Source organism: Spiroplasma endosymbiont of Panorpa germanica, from assembly GCF_964019765.1.
Classification (GTDB): domain Bacteria; phylum Bacillota_I; class Bacilli_A; order Mycoplasmatales; family Mycoplasmataceae; genus Spiroplasma_B.
Window position 1 is genome coordinate 1,012,254 of record NZ_OZ026461.1, and the last position, 15,989, is coordinate 1,028,242.

General features: G+C 31.0%; 9 protein-coding genes. 4 read left to right on the forward strand and 5 right to left on the reverse strand.

Annotated features, from left to right (window positions below; all coding sequences use genetic code 4):
• The first annotated feature begins 127 nt into the window (after positions 1–127).
• Positions 128–1,984: a hypothetical protein gene (locus AACK87_RS04615; RefSeq protein WP_338972172.1), complete on the forward strand. Its 1,857-nt coding sequence runs from the start codon at positions 128–130 to the stop codon at positions 1,982–1,984.
• Between the two features lie 48 nt (positions 1,985–2,032).
• On the opposite strand, the gene AACK87_RS04620 is transcribed toward AACK87_RS04615, so the two are convergent.
• From AACK87_RS04620 to AACK87_RS04630, 3 genes are read right to left on the reverse strand one after another with little or no spacing between them, the layout of a single operon-like run.
• On the reverse strand, positions 2,033–3,883 hold the full coding sequence (locus tag AACK87_RS04620) for a lipoprotein (RefSeq protein ID WP_338972174.1): 1,851 nt from the start codon (positions 3,881–3,883) through the stop codon (positions 2,033–2,035).
• A complete protein-coding gene (locus tag AACK87_RS04625; RefSeq protein WP_338972176.1) occupies positions 3,855–5,699 on the reverse strand; it encodes a hypothetical protein in 1,845 nt (614 codons plus the stop codon). Before AACK87_RS04625 ends, AACK87_RS04620 begins: the two co-directional genes overlap by 29 nt.
• A 24-nt stretch (positions 5,700–5,723) precedes the next feature.
• A complete protein-coding gene (locus AACK87_RS04630) occupies positions 5,724–7,505 on the reverse strand; it encodes a hypothetical protein (protein ID WP_338972179.1) in 1,782 nt (593 codons plus the stop codon).
• 310 nt (positions 7,506–7,815) lie between these two features.
• On the opposite strand from AACK87_RS04630, the gene AACK87_RS04635 reads away from it, so the two are divergent.
• Genes AACK87_RS04635 through AACK87_RS04645 form a run of 3 tightly spaced genes read left to right on the forward strand, consistent with a single transcriptional unit; the run spans position 7,816 to position 11,903 of the window.
• On the forward strand, positions 7,816–8,742 hold the full coding sequence (locus tag AACK87_RS04635) for a hypothetical protein (protein ID WP_338972181.1): 927 nt from the start codon (positions 7,816–7,818) through the stop codon (positions 8,740–8,742).
• 13 nt (positions 8,743–8,755) lie between these two features.
• Positions 8,756–9,853: an SGNH/GDSL hydrolase family protein gene (locus AACK87_RS04640; protein WP_338972182.1), complete on the forward strand. Its 1,098-nt coding sequence runs from the start codon at positions 8,756–8,758 to the stop codon at positions 9,851–9,853.
• Positions 9,846–11,903 carry an MOLPALP family lipoprotein gene (locus AACK87_RS04645; RefSeq protein WP_338972185.1) on the forward strand — a complete coding sequence of 686 codons (2,058 nt, stop codon included), beginning with the start codon at positions 9,846–9,848 and terminating at the stop codon, positions 11,901–11,903. The genes AACK87_RS04640 and AACK87_RS04645 overlap by 8 nt, the downstream gene beginning before the upstream one ends.
• A 55-nt stretch (positions 11,904–11,958) precedes the next feature.
• Here the strand turns inward: AACK87_RS04645 and AACK87_RS04650 are convergent, their stop codons facing one another.
• On the reverse strand, positions 11,959–13,899 hold the full coding sequence (locus AACK87_RS04650) for an ABC transporter ATP-binding protein (protein ID WP_338972188.1): 1,941 nt from the start codon (positions 13,897–13,899) through the stop codon (positions 11,959–11,961).
• Between the two features lie 175 nt (positions 13,900–14,074).
• Positions 14,075–15,868 carry a hypothetical protein gene (locus AACK87_RS04655; protein WP_338972191.1) on the reverse strand — a complete coding sequence of 598 codons (1,794 nt, stop codon included), beginning with the start codon at positions 15,866–15,868 and terminating at the stop codon, positions 14,075–14,077.
• Positions 15,869–15,989: the final 121 nt, after the last annotated feature.

A 15,989-nucleotide genomic window follows, 5' to 3' on the forward strand; every position in this document is an offset into this window, starting at 1 on the left:
AATAGTGTAAAATTCTTATATCGCCGGAAAAAAATATTTAATTATCAACCATTTACTGTTGCTTATTTATGCTTTGCTTGTATAATGATGGCATACTATTGAATTAGTAAGAAAGGGGAAAATTTATATGAGGAAAATACTATTAGTATTATCTTCCATATCTATTTTAATAGCAACACCATTAACAGTTGTTGCCTGTAAAGACAAAGCTGTAACAGATAATAAAGAGTATGATTATTTTGGAGCAAGAGCACAAATGCTAAGCGAAATAACCAATATTGTAAACACTGGTTTGGAACAGGATTTAAATAAGTACTATTTCATGTCAAAACAAAGTCAAGATCTTGAGAAATTCCAGTATATCAACTTCAATAAAATAATTGATAAAATTAATAATCAAGATGGAGAACTAGAAATAGCGTCGAGTGATCCAGATTTTAGTAGCTTTAGTGATGAGCTAAAAACTTTAGTTCGATGAGAAACCATCACAAATAGCGTTCAAAAAAATGTCGCAAACAACATAAATTATCGTCCAATGATTGTTTCGGGAAGAAATCTACTTACAAGTAATTATTCATTTAAAAGTATTTCAATATCTTCTACTAATTCTGGTAGTATTGCTGGGTTAAATTTTGAAATTAACTGACCTGTGAATATTTTGGACGTCAATGGCAAGAATAGTTTTCATGATATAAATTATGTTTCTAGAATATCTATTTTCAGTGATGAAAACGAGTATGTGAGCATTTCAAATCTAAATGAATCTATTACAAGCGCAGTTAAGAGTTCACAAGTGGGAAACAATTTCAGTTTTATCTCAAACTCCGGTGACTTATTTGAAAATATTAGGAGACTTAAAAATAACGAGGTAGGAACAAAATTAAATAAGTTTTTTCAAGACTCAGTTTTGGAATCAGCAAGCAATCTGAAAGACGTAAAGTTTAATTACAATTCCTTTAATTTAAATTCAGATATTTTTTCGGTGGTTAATGCTGCACCACATTTTTTGAGATCGGGTAGTCAGTGATATAGCCAAAGTAATGCAAATGATGCGGCCTTAATTAAACCTGCCTTGATCAATGGGGGGGCTGATTTACAAAAATTAGCTGACGCCACCATCAGGTATGACTCTAAATTTAATTCAATTATTGGTCCACGAAGTAATGCGCCCGCTAACATATTAAATAAATTGAGTGAAAATGATTTTTGAGGATTCAATAATCTATATCTTAAAAATAACATTGAAACATCTTACAACAAATTATTTGATAATTTGATAAAAGCTTCAGGATCTGATTTTAGTATTTCAGAGGATAACCTAATTGATGGCAAAGCATTGGCAGTTTATCCCGTGCATGTCAGAAATGCAGTCGTATCTTATGAAAGTGTTTCTACTGAGAAAATAAACATTACTTTACCTCCATTTATAATCTTTGCAAAACAATTTCACAACAAAGATTCGAGCAAGAAATTTGTTTCTGACTGAGTTAGTGCGAACATAGAATTATACAGAGAACTATTTGGATTCATTGATAAAACAAATAATCAAACTAATAATATTTCCGTAAGATTTAGTGATGAGTTTTTCAAAGAATTAAAATTTAACCAAGTATACTTCGCTGTAGAAATTTTTGAAAATATCTACGACTATGGTAAGGAAAGAGTTATGAAGAGATTACCCAATTTAGATCCAGATTTAATATCTGGCATGGTAATAAGACCGTTTTATGATTTTAGTGCACGAGTTCAAATTTCAGATCTTAATAATAATTTATATTTTATGAACTCAAGAGGGAGTAGAGTTCTTTTCTATCAGGATTTGGATCCTACTTTTTCATTTTTTACAAAGCCAGCATTTAATGCAATAATCAGAAGGGGTATAGCCGATCTTTCGCTATCAATCGGTGGACAAAGCTCTTCAAGGGAGCCTGAATATGGTAAAGTAACCTCAGGAATACTAGTTGCTAACTTAATAAAAACATAATTTAAAAATGAAAAAACCAGCTATAAGCTGGTTTTTTAAATCTATATGTTATCCAATGTCTTTAATATATTCACATATAATAAAAGTTTCGTTTTGTTTCAAGTATTTTTTTCAATCTTTTTCTTTAATTTTAACTTCACCGTTTTTTCTGCTCCCTTTTTGTTGGACTCAATAACTTAATTTTGACGGATTAGTTACTCCAGATGAAAAGAAATAGGTTTTTAAACAAATATCATTAATTTTAGTTTTTCCTCCATTGTGAATAAAAAGTGTTCTGACAGCATCTTTTTCTGAGGGACCTCAATAATTTTTTTTCGTGTCGCCATAATTGTAGTACATCGGACTACCTTTTTCGTTAGAATTTATAAGAACCGGCGTTAATTCTAGTTCTTCCAAGTAATTATTAGCATTTTCGTTGACCCTTACCAAATATTTAAATTTATCCCTGGCGTTCAAATACATCGTACTAGTACCAGTATAATTTTCCTCTCTATATTTCTCCTCAATTTTTATATAAAAGTTTTTATTCCCAAGATTTTCAACACTTTCTTTATTTCTCAATCCTAAAAATTGAGATTGAAATTCAAACGAATCTTCGATAAATTTCTCATAAAGTTCTTTTGTGTTATTAAATGTTGTTCTCTGGCGGTAAAATATTGTTTGATCTAGAAAATCGTAAGTGTCTCCGTCTAATTTAAATGTCACTCCCTTAAATGTCAAACCAAACATAGCGATTGTGTTGGCATCTTTTACCATATCCAATTTTAGATCAGAATCTTGCGCACTGACAAAATTTTGTATTGTGGTGCTGTTATCAAAATTGTAGGCGAGATTATATTGGTTGATTGATCTGGAAATATTGTTTTTTGCTTGAATTTCATATTCCATGTCCTCGATATATTGGTCATTAATACCCTCAGCTATAATTGGGACAAGTCAGTTACTACCACTTGTATCACTTTTTACTTGATCTAAATAATCTATTCACGGGTCTTCTAATCCCTTGTGAGCAAGAAGAGCATTATTAAGTCTACCTTTGTAATTATACAAGTTAGATGCTGTTGCAAAACGGGACGCATCAATAATTGTGCTTGTGTCAACACTTCATTTCAATCCCATATTGTTTATTTCTGCTTTTGGGTTTGCATCACTTAGTTCGACTAAATACTTTTTAATATCAGCATTAACAGGGTATTTACCCTCATTAAGTTTAGCTGTGGTATTTTCTAAATTACCCTTGCTGCTATTGAATACAAAATCATTGACATGAAGTTTATTAAAGCTTTTATTAAATTCTTCACTAATGTCAATTGCCTTTTCAACAACCTCTGGTTTTTTAAAAATATTTATTGAAACCATGGTTGTGACAGGTCTATAACCCTTTTGACCGGTGCTGTCTTTGTATGTGATTTGGGTTGCAATAGAAATACCAACGGTTAAGTTATCTCCTTTTTCATAAAGTTCTATTTTCTCAATATCAATTCCTGATTTTAAAGGTGTTGAGTTGTCAACAATAACAGAATTATAGTTAATATTATTAACAGTCGATCTAACTATTTCATTATTAATATCTTTAGTTGGAATAATTTTAAAAATTTCGGCTGAAACATTTTTATAGTAATCACTGTTGTGGTCATTTAATGCTTCTCTATTATTTATCAACTCTTCAATAGTAATATTAGCAGGAAGATTTTCCTCTTCCATTCAAGCATAAGGATAGAAAGCTTCATATATGGCAGTTTTAAATATTGATGTTACCTCTGAGAGAAATTCGTTTAAAGTTTTTTCAAAATCAAAGTCATTTGGTATAATTTCTTCTTGAGTTTTACAAGCAACTACGGCTAAAGTAGTTGTCCCAACAAGTGATGAACTAGCTAAAATGCTTAAAAGTTTTTTCATCTACAATACTTCCTCCTATTCATTTAATTTCCCACAAAGCATCACCTTTGTTTATAGTGGAATCGTGGATTCAACGTTCATCACTACCCGCGACGTCTTTTCTCCTTGTTTCAGGCTGGTCAAAATAGTAGCACAATTTATTTTTGTCTGTTAACCCAGAGGAAAAGAAATAAGTTTTTAAAGAAGTTTGATTCAACCCTTTTTCAAATCCTTCGGTGAATCAAATGTTTTGTTCGTTTTCTGAATTCACATAATAGTATGTAGGTATTTTATCAGTTTCGTTTTGAACTAACTTGTGAGACATTTTAAATTTATCGTTTTGATTTTCTTGGTGAAAAGGTTCAAAAATCTCTTCTGACAAGAATCGATAGTGAGTTAATCTATCCCTTGAGTTTGACATAATTGGCATGTAACTTGAAGAAATGGGTATAAAATAAGTTTGACTATTTATATCAGGATCGGGTTCACTACCTTTTAATCCCATAAATTCTTGTTGAAAACGAAATGCCGCCTCCATAAAGTCTTTATAAAGCGAACTTGTGTCCAAGTATTTTGTTTTTTGTCGATAAAAAATTGTTTGTGTAGGCAAGTCGTATAATTGATTAGATAGTTCAAATTTAACTTTATTAATTTTAACTCCAAAAACAGCTATAACTAATTTATCTCTTTCTAAATCAATTGCAAATTCAGAAGACTGCGAGCTTAATATTGATTGAAATACATTATTATTTTCAATATTTTGTGATAAATTGTATTGGTTAATCGCTTTTGACATTTTTGGGTCGGTGACAGCGGCCTCTAACATCTTGTCGTTTCATTCACCACTACCTATTATTTGTTTCATTCAGTCTAAATTCTCATCTTGAATCATTCTTAAAAATTTATCTTCATCAATTTTGTGACCACTTAGGGCACTATTTAGTAAGATACCCCTTTGACTGTCTATCCCTAAATTTGATTCTGATTTAAATGAGCTAGAATCAGTTGTGGCACTTGAGTTGGATTGGAGGGTCACACCTGATGTTACCATTTTAGGATTGAATCTGAAGTCAACCGAACTGATATCCATGTTATCAATTTCATCTTTTATGCTTTGGAGTTTTTTGTTATCTTTGTTAATTTCAGATTCTGTCAAAGATAAGTTCCCACTGTCGCTTAAAAATTCGTATTGATTTGAGTTCTCACCATTAAATGTTTTAAAGAAAATATCGCTAACTTTTTTTGCGGCCTTTGCTTCGTCAGGTTTAGCAAAAACATTAATTGAAACCATTGTAAAAATTTGTTGATAACTACGGTTACCAAAAGGATCTTTATAAAAAACATCAGAAGTTAATTTAACTGCTAAAGTTAAATTATCACCTTTTTCGTGAAGTGTCATTGACTCAATATTGATTCCATTTTTTAGCGGAGTGTCAGTGTCAACTAGAATTGGTGAGTAATTTACATTGTTAGTAACAGTGCTCGCTAATTTTCGGTTTACCTGATTTACTGGCATTATATTATAGATTTCTTTAGATATTTTTAAATAGAGATTACTCTTAGGGTTTTTTAAATCATCTTGATTCTGAATTAATTCATTTAACGAAATACCTGTTGATTCCAACTCTTCAGTAGTAATTCATGAATATTTTAAAAAGCTTTCAAAAATTTCGTTCTCATATACTGTTGAAACATCAGCTATGTATTGATTAAATAATTTGGCAAAATCAAATTCATCAATCACTAAATCTTTTTCCTCTTTTTTACAAGAAATTACATTTAATGGGGCCACTACCATCATTGATGATGCAGCCAAAACACTTAGAAGTTTTTTCATATTTTTTTCCTCCTTTATAATCTATTAAAAGCCTTTAAATTTTCAAGCTGATTTTTTATCACTGAAGAATTCTTTTCATTTACTTCCCGGAATATCAGGAACAGAGAAGGAATCTCTACTTGACCTTTTATTAAAAGTAAAACTTACTGTATTTCATTCTTTCTTCGATGATGAGTAAAAGTAAGTTCTAAGAGCGCTTTCGTTGGTTCTATGCCCTGGACCATCATAGGTGATTAAATAACCCCTATCATTTACATACATATATGTCTCAGTTTTTTTTGTCTGGTTTGACTTGAATAATGAAGTCATTTTTAGTTTTTGGTTTATTTTATTAGCATCTTCATTAGCTTCCAAAATATTATCAGCTCTATCTCCCTCTAGGAAAAATTGAGTTTCTGATGACCCACTTTTGTCTCAGTGTTTTGGTCACTCAATAGAAAAAGTTTCGAAAGGGTTATCAACTAGCTTAGTATTTTCTAATCCAACTATTTTTGATTGGAACTTAAATGCTGATGTCATAAATTCATTATATAGTGCTAAAGTGTTACTAAAAGATGTTTTTTGTCTAAAAACAATAACTTGATCTGGAAAATCGAATGCAGCTCCGTCTAATTTATATTGAACACCTTTCAATTTAAGGCCCATTAAGGCAATAGTGGTTGTGTCGGCTACCATATCTATTTTAAATTCTGAACTTTGAACCTTTAAAACGGTTTTTAAAAAGCTATTTTTTTCAAAGTTAGCTTGCAAGTTGTATTGATTAATAGCTTCTGAAATTGTGGGATCTTTTTCTATGGCCAGGTTCATTTGTTTGCTATATTCATCATCAATAATTTCGTTTACAATTCACTTATTATTGTTTCCTGTAATACCACTTAAAAAATTTTTAACTGAGTCGGTCTTTTCATTTCTTAAAGCCGCCATTAATGCCCGACGCCCTTCACTATCATCTACTTCATTAATTGGTGATGAGGATGCAAAACGACTTGCTTCAATAAAGGTATTTGCGTTAACTTCTAAATTTAATTCGTTAGAGTCGATGATTGCTGAAGTTTGACCACTTAATTCTAATAATTTAGTTTTTAAGTCGTTTTTAATATCTGTGCTATTTCTAATAGCTAATGAATTTATATCTAAATTACCACTATCACTTTCATAATAAAATTGGTTAGCATATTTAACATTCAATAAATCATAATATTTTTGCTCAATCGCCTTGGCTGTTTGGGCGACATCCTCTTTTCCAAAAATATTAACTTGTTGCAAGGTTGAAACCGGACGAGTTGCTTTTTCCTTATTTCTTTCTTTATAGACGATATCTGTTGTGATTGTAATGATGACAGTTATGTTAGCGCCCTTTTCTACTAAACTTATTCTAGAAACTTTAATACCATTTTTTAAAGGAGTGCTTTTATCAACCAGTACTGGATTATAGTTTGGATTTGAAGCAACAGTTCTTTGTAATTCCTCATTGATATCTTGGACTGGAATAATTTTCATGATCATTTCGGCAGTGTCTTTAAAAAACTTACTTTGTGGTCTATTTAGATCATCTTTACCATTAATTAAAGTTTTTATTGTATATCCAGTTTCTTTTTCCAACTGGTTTTCATCCATTATTAAATATGGTTTAAAGGCTTTAGTAATTTGTGATTGAAAAACATTTGTGACCTCAGCTATGAAGCTGTTCAATACTTGATCATAATCATAACTATTGCTTGCTTCATCATCTTTACAAGAAATAACAGTAAGCGGTGCTGATACAACTAATGTAGCAGAAACTAATATACTCAAAAGTTTTTTCATACAGATTTCTCCTTTTATTATTTTTTTCTTTAATGATTATATACTAAAAAGGCTTTCAAGACAAGGGGACCACCACTAATAAGTTTTGAATTATTCTAATAATTATAAATAAAAATAGTCTTTTGAATAAAAATTAAAATTTAATCAAACTGGAAATAATGGTTTATAATATTGACAGGATTAAGATAAAGGGGCTTATCTTATCTTTAAGACGCTGGTCGTCGTTCATTTCAAAAATGCTGAATCTGTTTTAATTAGATAATTAAGAGTTAAAACCAGCATTTAAATTTATTAAAAGGAGATTTTGAAAATGGGTAATTTATCGAGTAAATTACGCAAGTTTTTATTTGCGGGAATTTCAACTTTTATTGCCATCACTTTTCTCTTAGGGATATTGCTTTCTGTTCCAGGAATGGGATTAGAATCTTTAAAATTCATCAACAGTGTTAAAAGTACTGTAAATAAAAATTTCCCTAAGGGAAAGTTTGTTATAGATGGAAAAGGAAAATTCTACGAGTATGCAATGGAAAAATCAATTAAATCATCTTACACAGCTGATTGTTTTTCCGCTACAAACTGGTATGAGGATTCTTCGCTCAATGAAGAGCATCGTAAAGAATATTTAATTTTTGTTGACGAGTGATTCGAAAATCGCTGAGGAGATGTTATCAGAAACAAAGAAGACGTTGATTTAAACGATGTTTCAATGGATCTGATTGAATTTGATCAAGCTTTTGCACAAGAATTTCATAATTTTGGTTATGTAAATCCAGGAATTACTTGAATATGAAAAAAAGGAGTGATAGCGGATTTGTTATCACCCAATCTAAAAAAATCACATCTTTATTTAGATGGTTTAGAAAAACAAACTATTATTGACCAAGATGTATATGACGCTAACGTAGATTTTACAGGACCCGGATTAGGTGGAATTAATGTAAAAAGTTCTTTAGGGGCATACTTGGTAAATAACAAAGTTTGGTTTATAAATATGCAAAGAAAAAATGTAAGTTATGCCATGACTGCAGCTCTAGGTTCAAGTGTCTTCAAAGACAAAACCTTAGGCGAGGAAGACTTGCCAAAAACAATTACAGCTAAAGATTTGTATCATTCCAATTTTACAGCTGCAATTTATACAACAGCAGCGGGGGTAGGATTTTTATTAATAATTTTCCCTTTAATTGCTATTTCGGGAGCAGCTGCTATGGTTTACATTTATGTTGCAAACAAAAAATAAATGGGGGATTTAAATGAAAAAACTTTTACAGGTTTTAGGAACCTTAAGCTTACTGACAAGCACAACTACAACAATCGTTAGTTGTACAATTCCTCAAAAGAAAGATTTTTCAGTTGATGAATTGATAGGTAAAAATATCGATACTAGCAATCAAGTAGATGACTCCAACCATGAAGGCATGTTTACCAATTTTTATACAGTTGGAGATAGTCTATCAGATACAGGTGCTTTAATCGGGGCGTTAAATGCAAAATTTAAAGCTAACGCGAAAATTGAACAGCCAAGTTATAGTAACTCATTTACAAATGGTGATACAGCCGCCAAATTATTAGCCGAAAAACTTGGATTCGAAAAGAATTGAGAGTATGGATTTAATTTTATGGGCGAAAACCATCATGGTAATAACTACGCAGTTGGGGGCGCAACTGCTAGTAATGTTGAAGGCGTTTCAGGAATGCTTTTAAACAATTTTAAAATTTATGAACAAACCGTTGCCTTAATTAAGCAACACAGAGTTAAGCCAACTGATTTGGTGTTCTTTGAAATCGGAGGAAATGATTTATTTCAAATGATAAACACTCCTGAAAAATTCCAAGAACAAAAAATGGATGAGGCAATTGCTAATATAGAAAAAGCATTACTTGTATTATTAAACAATGGGATCGAAAATATTATAGTCATGAATGCACCTGATGTAAGTAAAATCCCGACTTATAATACAAGCAATGAGAAAACAATCAAAAGTGCTGCAAATTTAAGTCGCGAGTTCAACGAACGATTTGATTTAGTTTTTGACAAGCTTGATGCTAAACACCCTGGAGTTTTGAAAAAATTTGACTTGTATACAGAATTTAACGAAATGTTGGTTCTTTTTGAAGAAGAAGTCGAGGGTGGAAACTCTAAAAAATCTTGTACAGTTATGGAACCAGATACAAAAAACATTACTACTGGATTAACAATCAAAGTTAATTACGAGAATGGTTGTTCGGCTCAAGAAATAGATAAATTCTTCTTCTTTGATGCAGTTCACCCAACTCAGTGAGGTCACGATTATGTAGCTAATCGTTTGTTTGAAATTGCTCAACAAATGGGAGGAACTAAAAATGCGTAAACTTTTAAGTATTTTAGCTTCCGTTTCCCTGACAGCTTCAGTTGCAACAACGACTGTTTCTTGTACAAGTAATAAAATGAATTTGGAAGTTGCCAGACAAGCCAATGATATAAATAACTTAAAAATCGGAGTAGCACAAGCAGCTAAAAGTCTGGTTTTAAATCATGAAAATGATTTGAGCATCGATTATACAATGGATAACTTCTTCTCTCCTTCTGTGATAGAAGATAATTTTTCAGGATTTAATAAAAATGATTTCCAAGGTGTTTCACGAACTAGATTCACAGCCATGTTCAAGAAATACTTTAATTCAAAAAATCCAATTAAAAAAGATTCATTAAACTCAAGTTTAGAAATTAAAGATGGACGTAAACCACAAAGTGGTGGGTCAATTTTAACAAGTTTAGCTGGGTTCTCTGGATTAATTAAAACAATCACTAGTGGGAATTTCCTAGAACTAATCATCGGGATGGCAGATTCTTCAGGACTGGTTGAGGAGATGTTAGATCCATTATTAGGAAAAACTGTTGCCGGTCTACTAGACGAACAAACTTTGAATGCTTTAGGTCAAGCTTTTGATTTATCTTGTTATAACGGGATGGCATATCAAGACGTTTTACAAAACGGGATGAATAGTTTATCAAATGGTCTAGTCAGATTATCAAACAACCCAAACAATTTAACATATGCCAAAATCGGGGTTCCTTCTGACAAAAATAACGATAATTTAGCGAGTGAAAACTTGCAAAAAACTTTGCCAAAGATAAAATCAATTTTAGCAAATTTAGACATTGTTGAAAACCTACAGGCAGTGGGTGATATTCTTCACTTTGCAATTATCACTCTGACTTACCTTAATCAGTTTGATAAATTTAGAAGTTTTACTCCCTCAGATTCAGAACACTTGTTTGTTAGTGGTGAAAAAAATATAACTACTTTGAATAAAATAAGAGATCAAAATTTTAATGTTACAGATTCAGAGCCTGATATAAAAAAATTAGTAGCTAGTCTAAAATTCTATTTAAGCGTTGACGAAAAAGATGTTGAGGGTAGAAACTTTCAAAGACTGATTTCGATTCTTTTCGAATCGAAATCAATAATGAAACCCCTTGCGGGACCGAGTTTTTCTGTTGGGGGAATAAACTGATTATTTAAACCAATAGTTGGAATCATTGCTGAAATGAATGATATGAATAACTTTACTGCAGGAATTTTTGAAGGTATTTTAGGTATTTTTGCTAACAATTTAGCCAATCAAGATTCACTAAAGGTTTTAATTAAATATTTAAAGGGTCCAGTAGTTTGAAGATTTCTTCCTGAAGAAATGAAGGAAATGGTAAAAATGATCGAGAATAGTGAGGAATATTATAATAATCCTTACAAGGCATTTTACTCAGGTTCTGGATTAGGTCCAATAATTAACATGATGAGCTCGACTTCAAGTAATGATAGTTTAAACATTAAATCATTTTTGGGGTCGGTTTCTCCAACAATTGATGCTATGGCAGATAAATTAAATGTTGATCGTTATGAAAATGTTAACTCAAGCAGTACGATAAAAATTCAAGAACTGGGTAAATTTTTTACAGCAGTTGGTGAGAAAGAAGAATGAACAGATAGTTCAGGTAAAAAGAAAACAACAACTGTTCTTGAACACGCACTAACTGATTCTAAGAACATGTTTGAGAATCTTGGATATGACAAAAAAACTAAAAGTTTTGTTAGCAATAAACCATTAAGTATTTTGAAAAACTTTTTAAGTCAGAGTGCTGATGGTTTATCCGACATTGATGATATCTTATCAATGGTTGGTGAAAAAAAACATATTGAAAACCAAGCTTTCAATGAAGAAGTTAATAAATTAACTTCTCAAACAAGCGACTGAGAAATAATAGATTTCAATGAAGATTACATTTTTGAAGATATTATTAATCACTTAGCAATTGAATTGAGTCATAATTTTGATGAAGTGAAAAACACTTACACAATAACAGCTCAAAGAAATAAAAACGGATATTTTACAATTTCTAGTTTTGAAATTAAAAAATAAAAAATCAACCCTAATGAGACCTGAGACAATCTCAGAAGGGGTTGATTTTTTTGTTTTAATCCATTAGTCCAGCTTCATAAAGTTTTTTGAAGTGTCCTGGTTGTTTTTTTAAGGTTTCAAAAGTTCCGGTTTGAACAATTCCTGCACCATCTGCTCCTAGAACAATAATTTCATCAGCATTTTTTATTGTGCTTAGTCTGTGAGCGATTGAGACAGTGGTTCTTCCTACCATTAGTAATTCAAGTTTTTCTTGAATTTCTTTTTCAACAATATTATCTAGAGCACTTGTGGCTTCATCTAGAATTAATATTTGGGGATCTTTTAAGAACATTCTAGCAATAATCATTCTTTGTTTTTGTCCACCAGATAGCATAAATCCACGTTCACCTAAAATAGTGTTATAGCCATCAGGTCATGTCATTATTAAATCGTGAAGTTCAGCTTTTTTACAGGCTTCCATAACTTCTTCATTAGTTGCACCAAATCTTCCATAAGAAACGTTGTCATAAACATTACCATAAATTATTTGGGGATCTTGTTCAACGTATCCAATATTAAATAAGTAACTTGATAAATTTACATCTTTTAGGTTGATATTTTTGTTTATTAGGATTTCTCCTTCAGTTGGGTCATAGTATCTTAATAGTAGTCGTGATATTGTTGATTTCCCACTTCCGGTTTCTCCAACAAAAGCATAACTTCGACCTTTTTTAAAGGTAAAGTCGAATTTTGGTAAAATAGTTTTTGTTGGTTTTTCGGGATAGGCAAATGAAACACCTTTGAAAACAATGTCTCCTTGAATTGAATCAATATCAACACCATCTTTATAGTGAGGATCCATAATTGAATTTGATTTAATAGTTGAATCAACTCTGGTTGAAGCAACCGAGGCTTGGGCGATTCCCACCGAAGCCATTACCACTTGAAATAGTGGTCCAGTCATAATTCCTTGTGCCATTGTAAATGATGCAAATGTTACAGTGAAGAAGGCAACTCCCTCTGCTCCTGCGTTTCCATATTTTAGCATGGCAACTCCGATTGATATAAATTGAATAAAGCTGATTCCTGAAAATAATATTGTAATCATTAATGCTTGAACTTTACCCATTTTTACAGATTCTTTATAATACTTTTTATGTAACTCATAAAATCTTTCAGTTTCATAATTTTCTGTTCCCGAAGCTTTTATTAAGCGAATTGCTCCGATTCGGTCAGTAACATCTCCATTGATGTCAGTAACTACTTCTCTAACTTTTGTATAACGTTTTTTTGTAAAGGCAAAAGAAATTGCCATTGCTAATAATATTAAGAAGAACATTCCCAATACACTAGCTGCTAGGGTTGCTTCAAAGATGAACATCATAATTGATGCCCCAATCATTGTTAGAAAAGCATTTATCAAAGTAACTGGTACTTGAACTGCTTGATCTCCCACGATTTGAGTATCAGAAATTACTTTAGTAATGATTTCTCCAATTTTTTTGTCTGAATAATATGAGATATCTTGACGCACTAAAGCTTCTAGTGATAAGTTTCTCAAATCAATTTCAATTTTTTTACCCATTAGAACCGAAAAGTACTGTGATCCATAACTGATTAAAGCACTTCCTAACACTATTCCAAGGGCGATTGAAAGAGTTGTTTGTCAATGAAGCCCCCAAAAGTCATCCGCTCCTAGGGCTGGGTTATATCTTATCATAATATCAGTTGTCATTTGCTTCACTAAAAGTGGAATTGCAATTGAACAAAGCACAGATATTATTGATAAAACGATAATAATTGTTGCCAAAAAGGCTTCTTTTTTGAAATAACGTATTACCATCGGAAAAAAAGCGCCTTGAGGACGACTTAATTGCAGATCTTTTTTAATTAACTTAGCGATTTTATCAGTATGTTCTTTATCAGTAATTACATTATTTTCTAGTTTTTCGTTTAAAATATCAAATTCTTGACGAATTTCTGGTGTTTTAAACTCATGTTTTTGTTTCTTACTCATTTTATTACTCCTTCTAGATATTATTGTATATTAAAAATATCAATTTAATTGATATTTTTAAAACTATAAGTGTTAAACTTAATTAAGTAAATTATTAAATTTATATTTATGAAGTAAATTAATTAAAAACTTTCCCGAATTTAATTTGTTGGGAAAGTCTCTTTTTGAATATGTATTATTCTTTAATAGTTCAGTATGAGTGTTCGTATTCTAAAAAATCAGCTGGGAAACCAGGTCGAACAAGATATGTGGCAACTTTTTTAGGATACATTTCATTGTGGTGAAGACTTAATTTTTTAGGATCTTTTATTCCAGATGAAAAAAAGTAAGTTCTTAAAACCACGTCGTTAATATAATATACCGGTTTACTGCTAGGGCAGAAAAAAAACATTTCATTATTTTCATTAATGTAAAGATAGTCCAATTGTTGGTGGAAGGATTTATCAGCACTTGTATTCATAAATGCAGATGTAAGGTCAAAGCGTTTTGAGTATTCATTTGCTCGAGGATTTGCTGTTACTAAATCGTGTTCCACGGAAATAAAATCCAGATTATCTCCCTTAAGATCTGCTAAATCTCAAGATTCGGGTTTATCTAAGGAAAACAAATAGCTAAGATAGTCTGACCCAGTTTCTTGTTTATCCTTTAAATTCGAAAACTCTTTTTGAAAATTAAAGGCGTCCATAACAAATTCATCATATAAGGTTAAGGTATCTTTAAAAGTACTTTTTTGTTTGATGGCAATCATCTGGCTTGTGAAATCATAACTATCTCCATTTATTTTAAAGGAAGCACCTTTAACCATTGCCCCAAAAATAGCTAACGTCATTTTGTCATCTGTGTGGTTTATTTTGAATTTCGAATTTTGACTATTTAAAACGCCGATAATACTTAAGTTGCCAATTAGATTGTACTCTAAATTATATGAATTGATTGCTTCTGAAATATTCGGATCTTTTTGAATAGCTTGTCGCAATGTGAATGTAGGACCATCATTTGGCATTAGTTGATTTAGTCAGAGACTGCCATTTCCCTTTATATTGCTTAATGTTATATCAAGTAGTTGCTCATTTTCTAAATATGCTCACAATCAAGTACTAAAACTTCTAGGATCATTTTGTTTTGAAACAATGCTTGTGGTTTCATAGCGGCTAGCATCAACTGTCGAGTAATCAGTAATTGATAGATTCAATTTTTCAACATCAATTTGAATTTTTTCAGTACTTAATGTGTTAATTTTATTTTTTAGATCGACCATTACTGGTTCAGTTTTATTTGTAATATAGCTCGTTGTGTTTTCTAAATTTCCTTTGTCACTTTGAAAGACAAAATCATTTGCATAAGTTTTATTCATCATTTCTGAAAAACTTTCATCCATGTTTTTAGCATTAAGAGAATCATCTTTATGTAAAAAGATATTCATAGCTGAATATGTAGAAATTTTTTGAGAAGAAACTTCACCGTTTTCTCTTTTGTGTGAAACCAGTGTTGCTATTTCAATGCCTAAAGTCAGGTTCTCGCCTTTTTCTAAAAAATTAATGCTTTCAATAGAAATGCCATTTTTAAGCGGGCTGGTCTTGTCAACTAATATTGGGTTATAATTTATGTTATTAACAACTTCTTCTTGAAGTTCTGATTTAATTAAATCGTCAGGGATATTTTCGTAAAGAAAGCCTGCGAGTGTTTTATAAAAGTCACTATTGGGATTTGAAACATCTTTTTTGTGTTCTGTTAATTCTTTAATTGTTAAAAATCACGGTAAGTCAAAATCCGAAACTCAAGAATATTTTGAAAAAGATTCGTTAATATTTTTTTGGAAAATAATAGCTACATCAGCGATGAAGCGATTTAGTAATTCCTGATAGTCAAATTGGTCATCAGAGTTTTTTTGTGTTTTACACGCAATAACTGTTAGGGGTGACGCTGCGGCAATGCTAGCTGATGCTAAAATAATTAATAATTTTCTCATATAAAAACTCCTTTTTCATATTATAAGTGTTTTTTTTAATAAAATCAACTTTTTGAAAAAGATTATGTTTTCTTTAAAATAAATTAAAATTTTTTTGTTGTTAAATTATTAAAAAATTGCT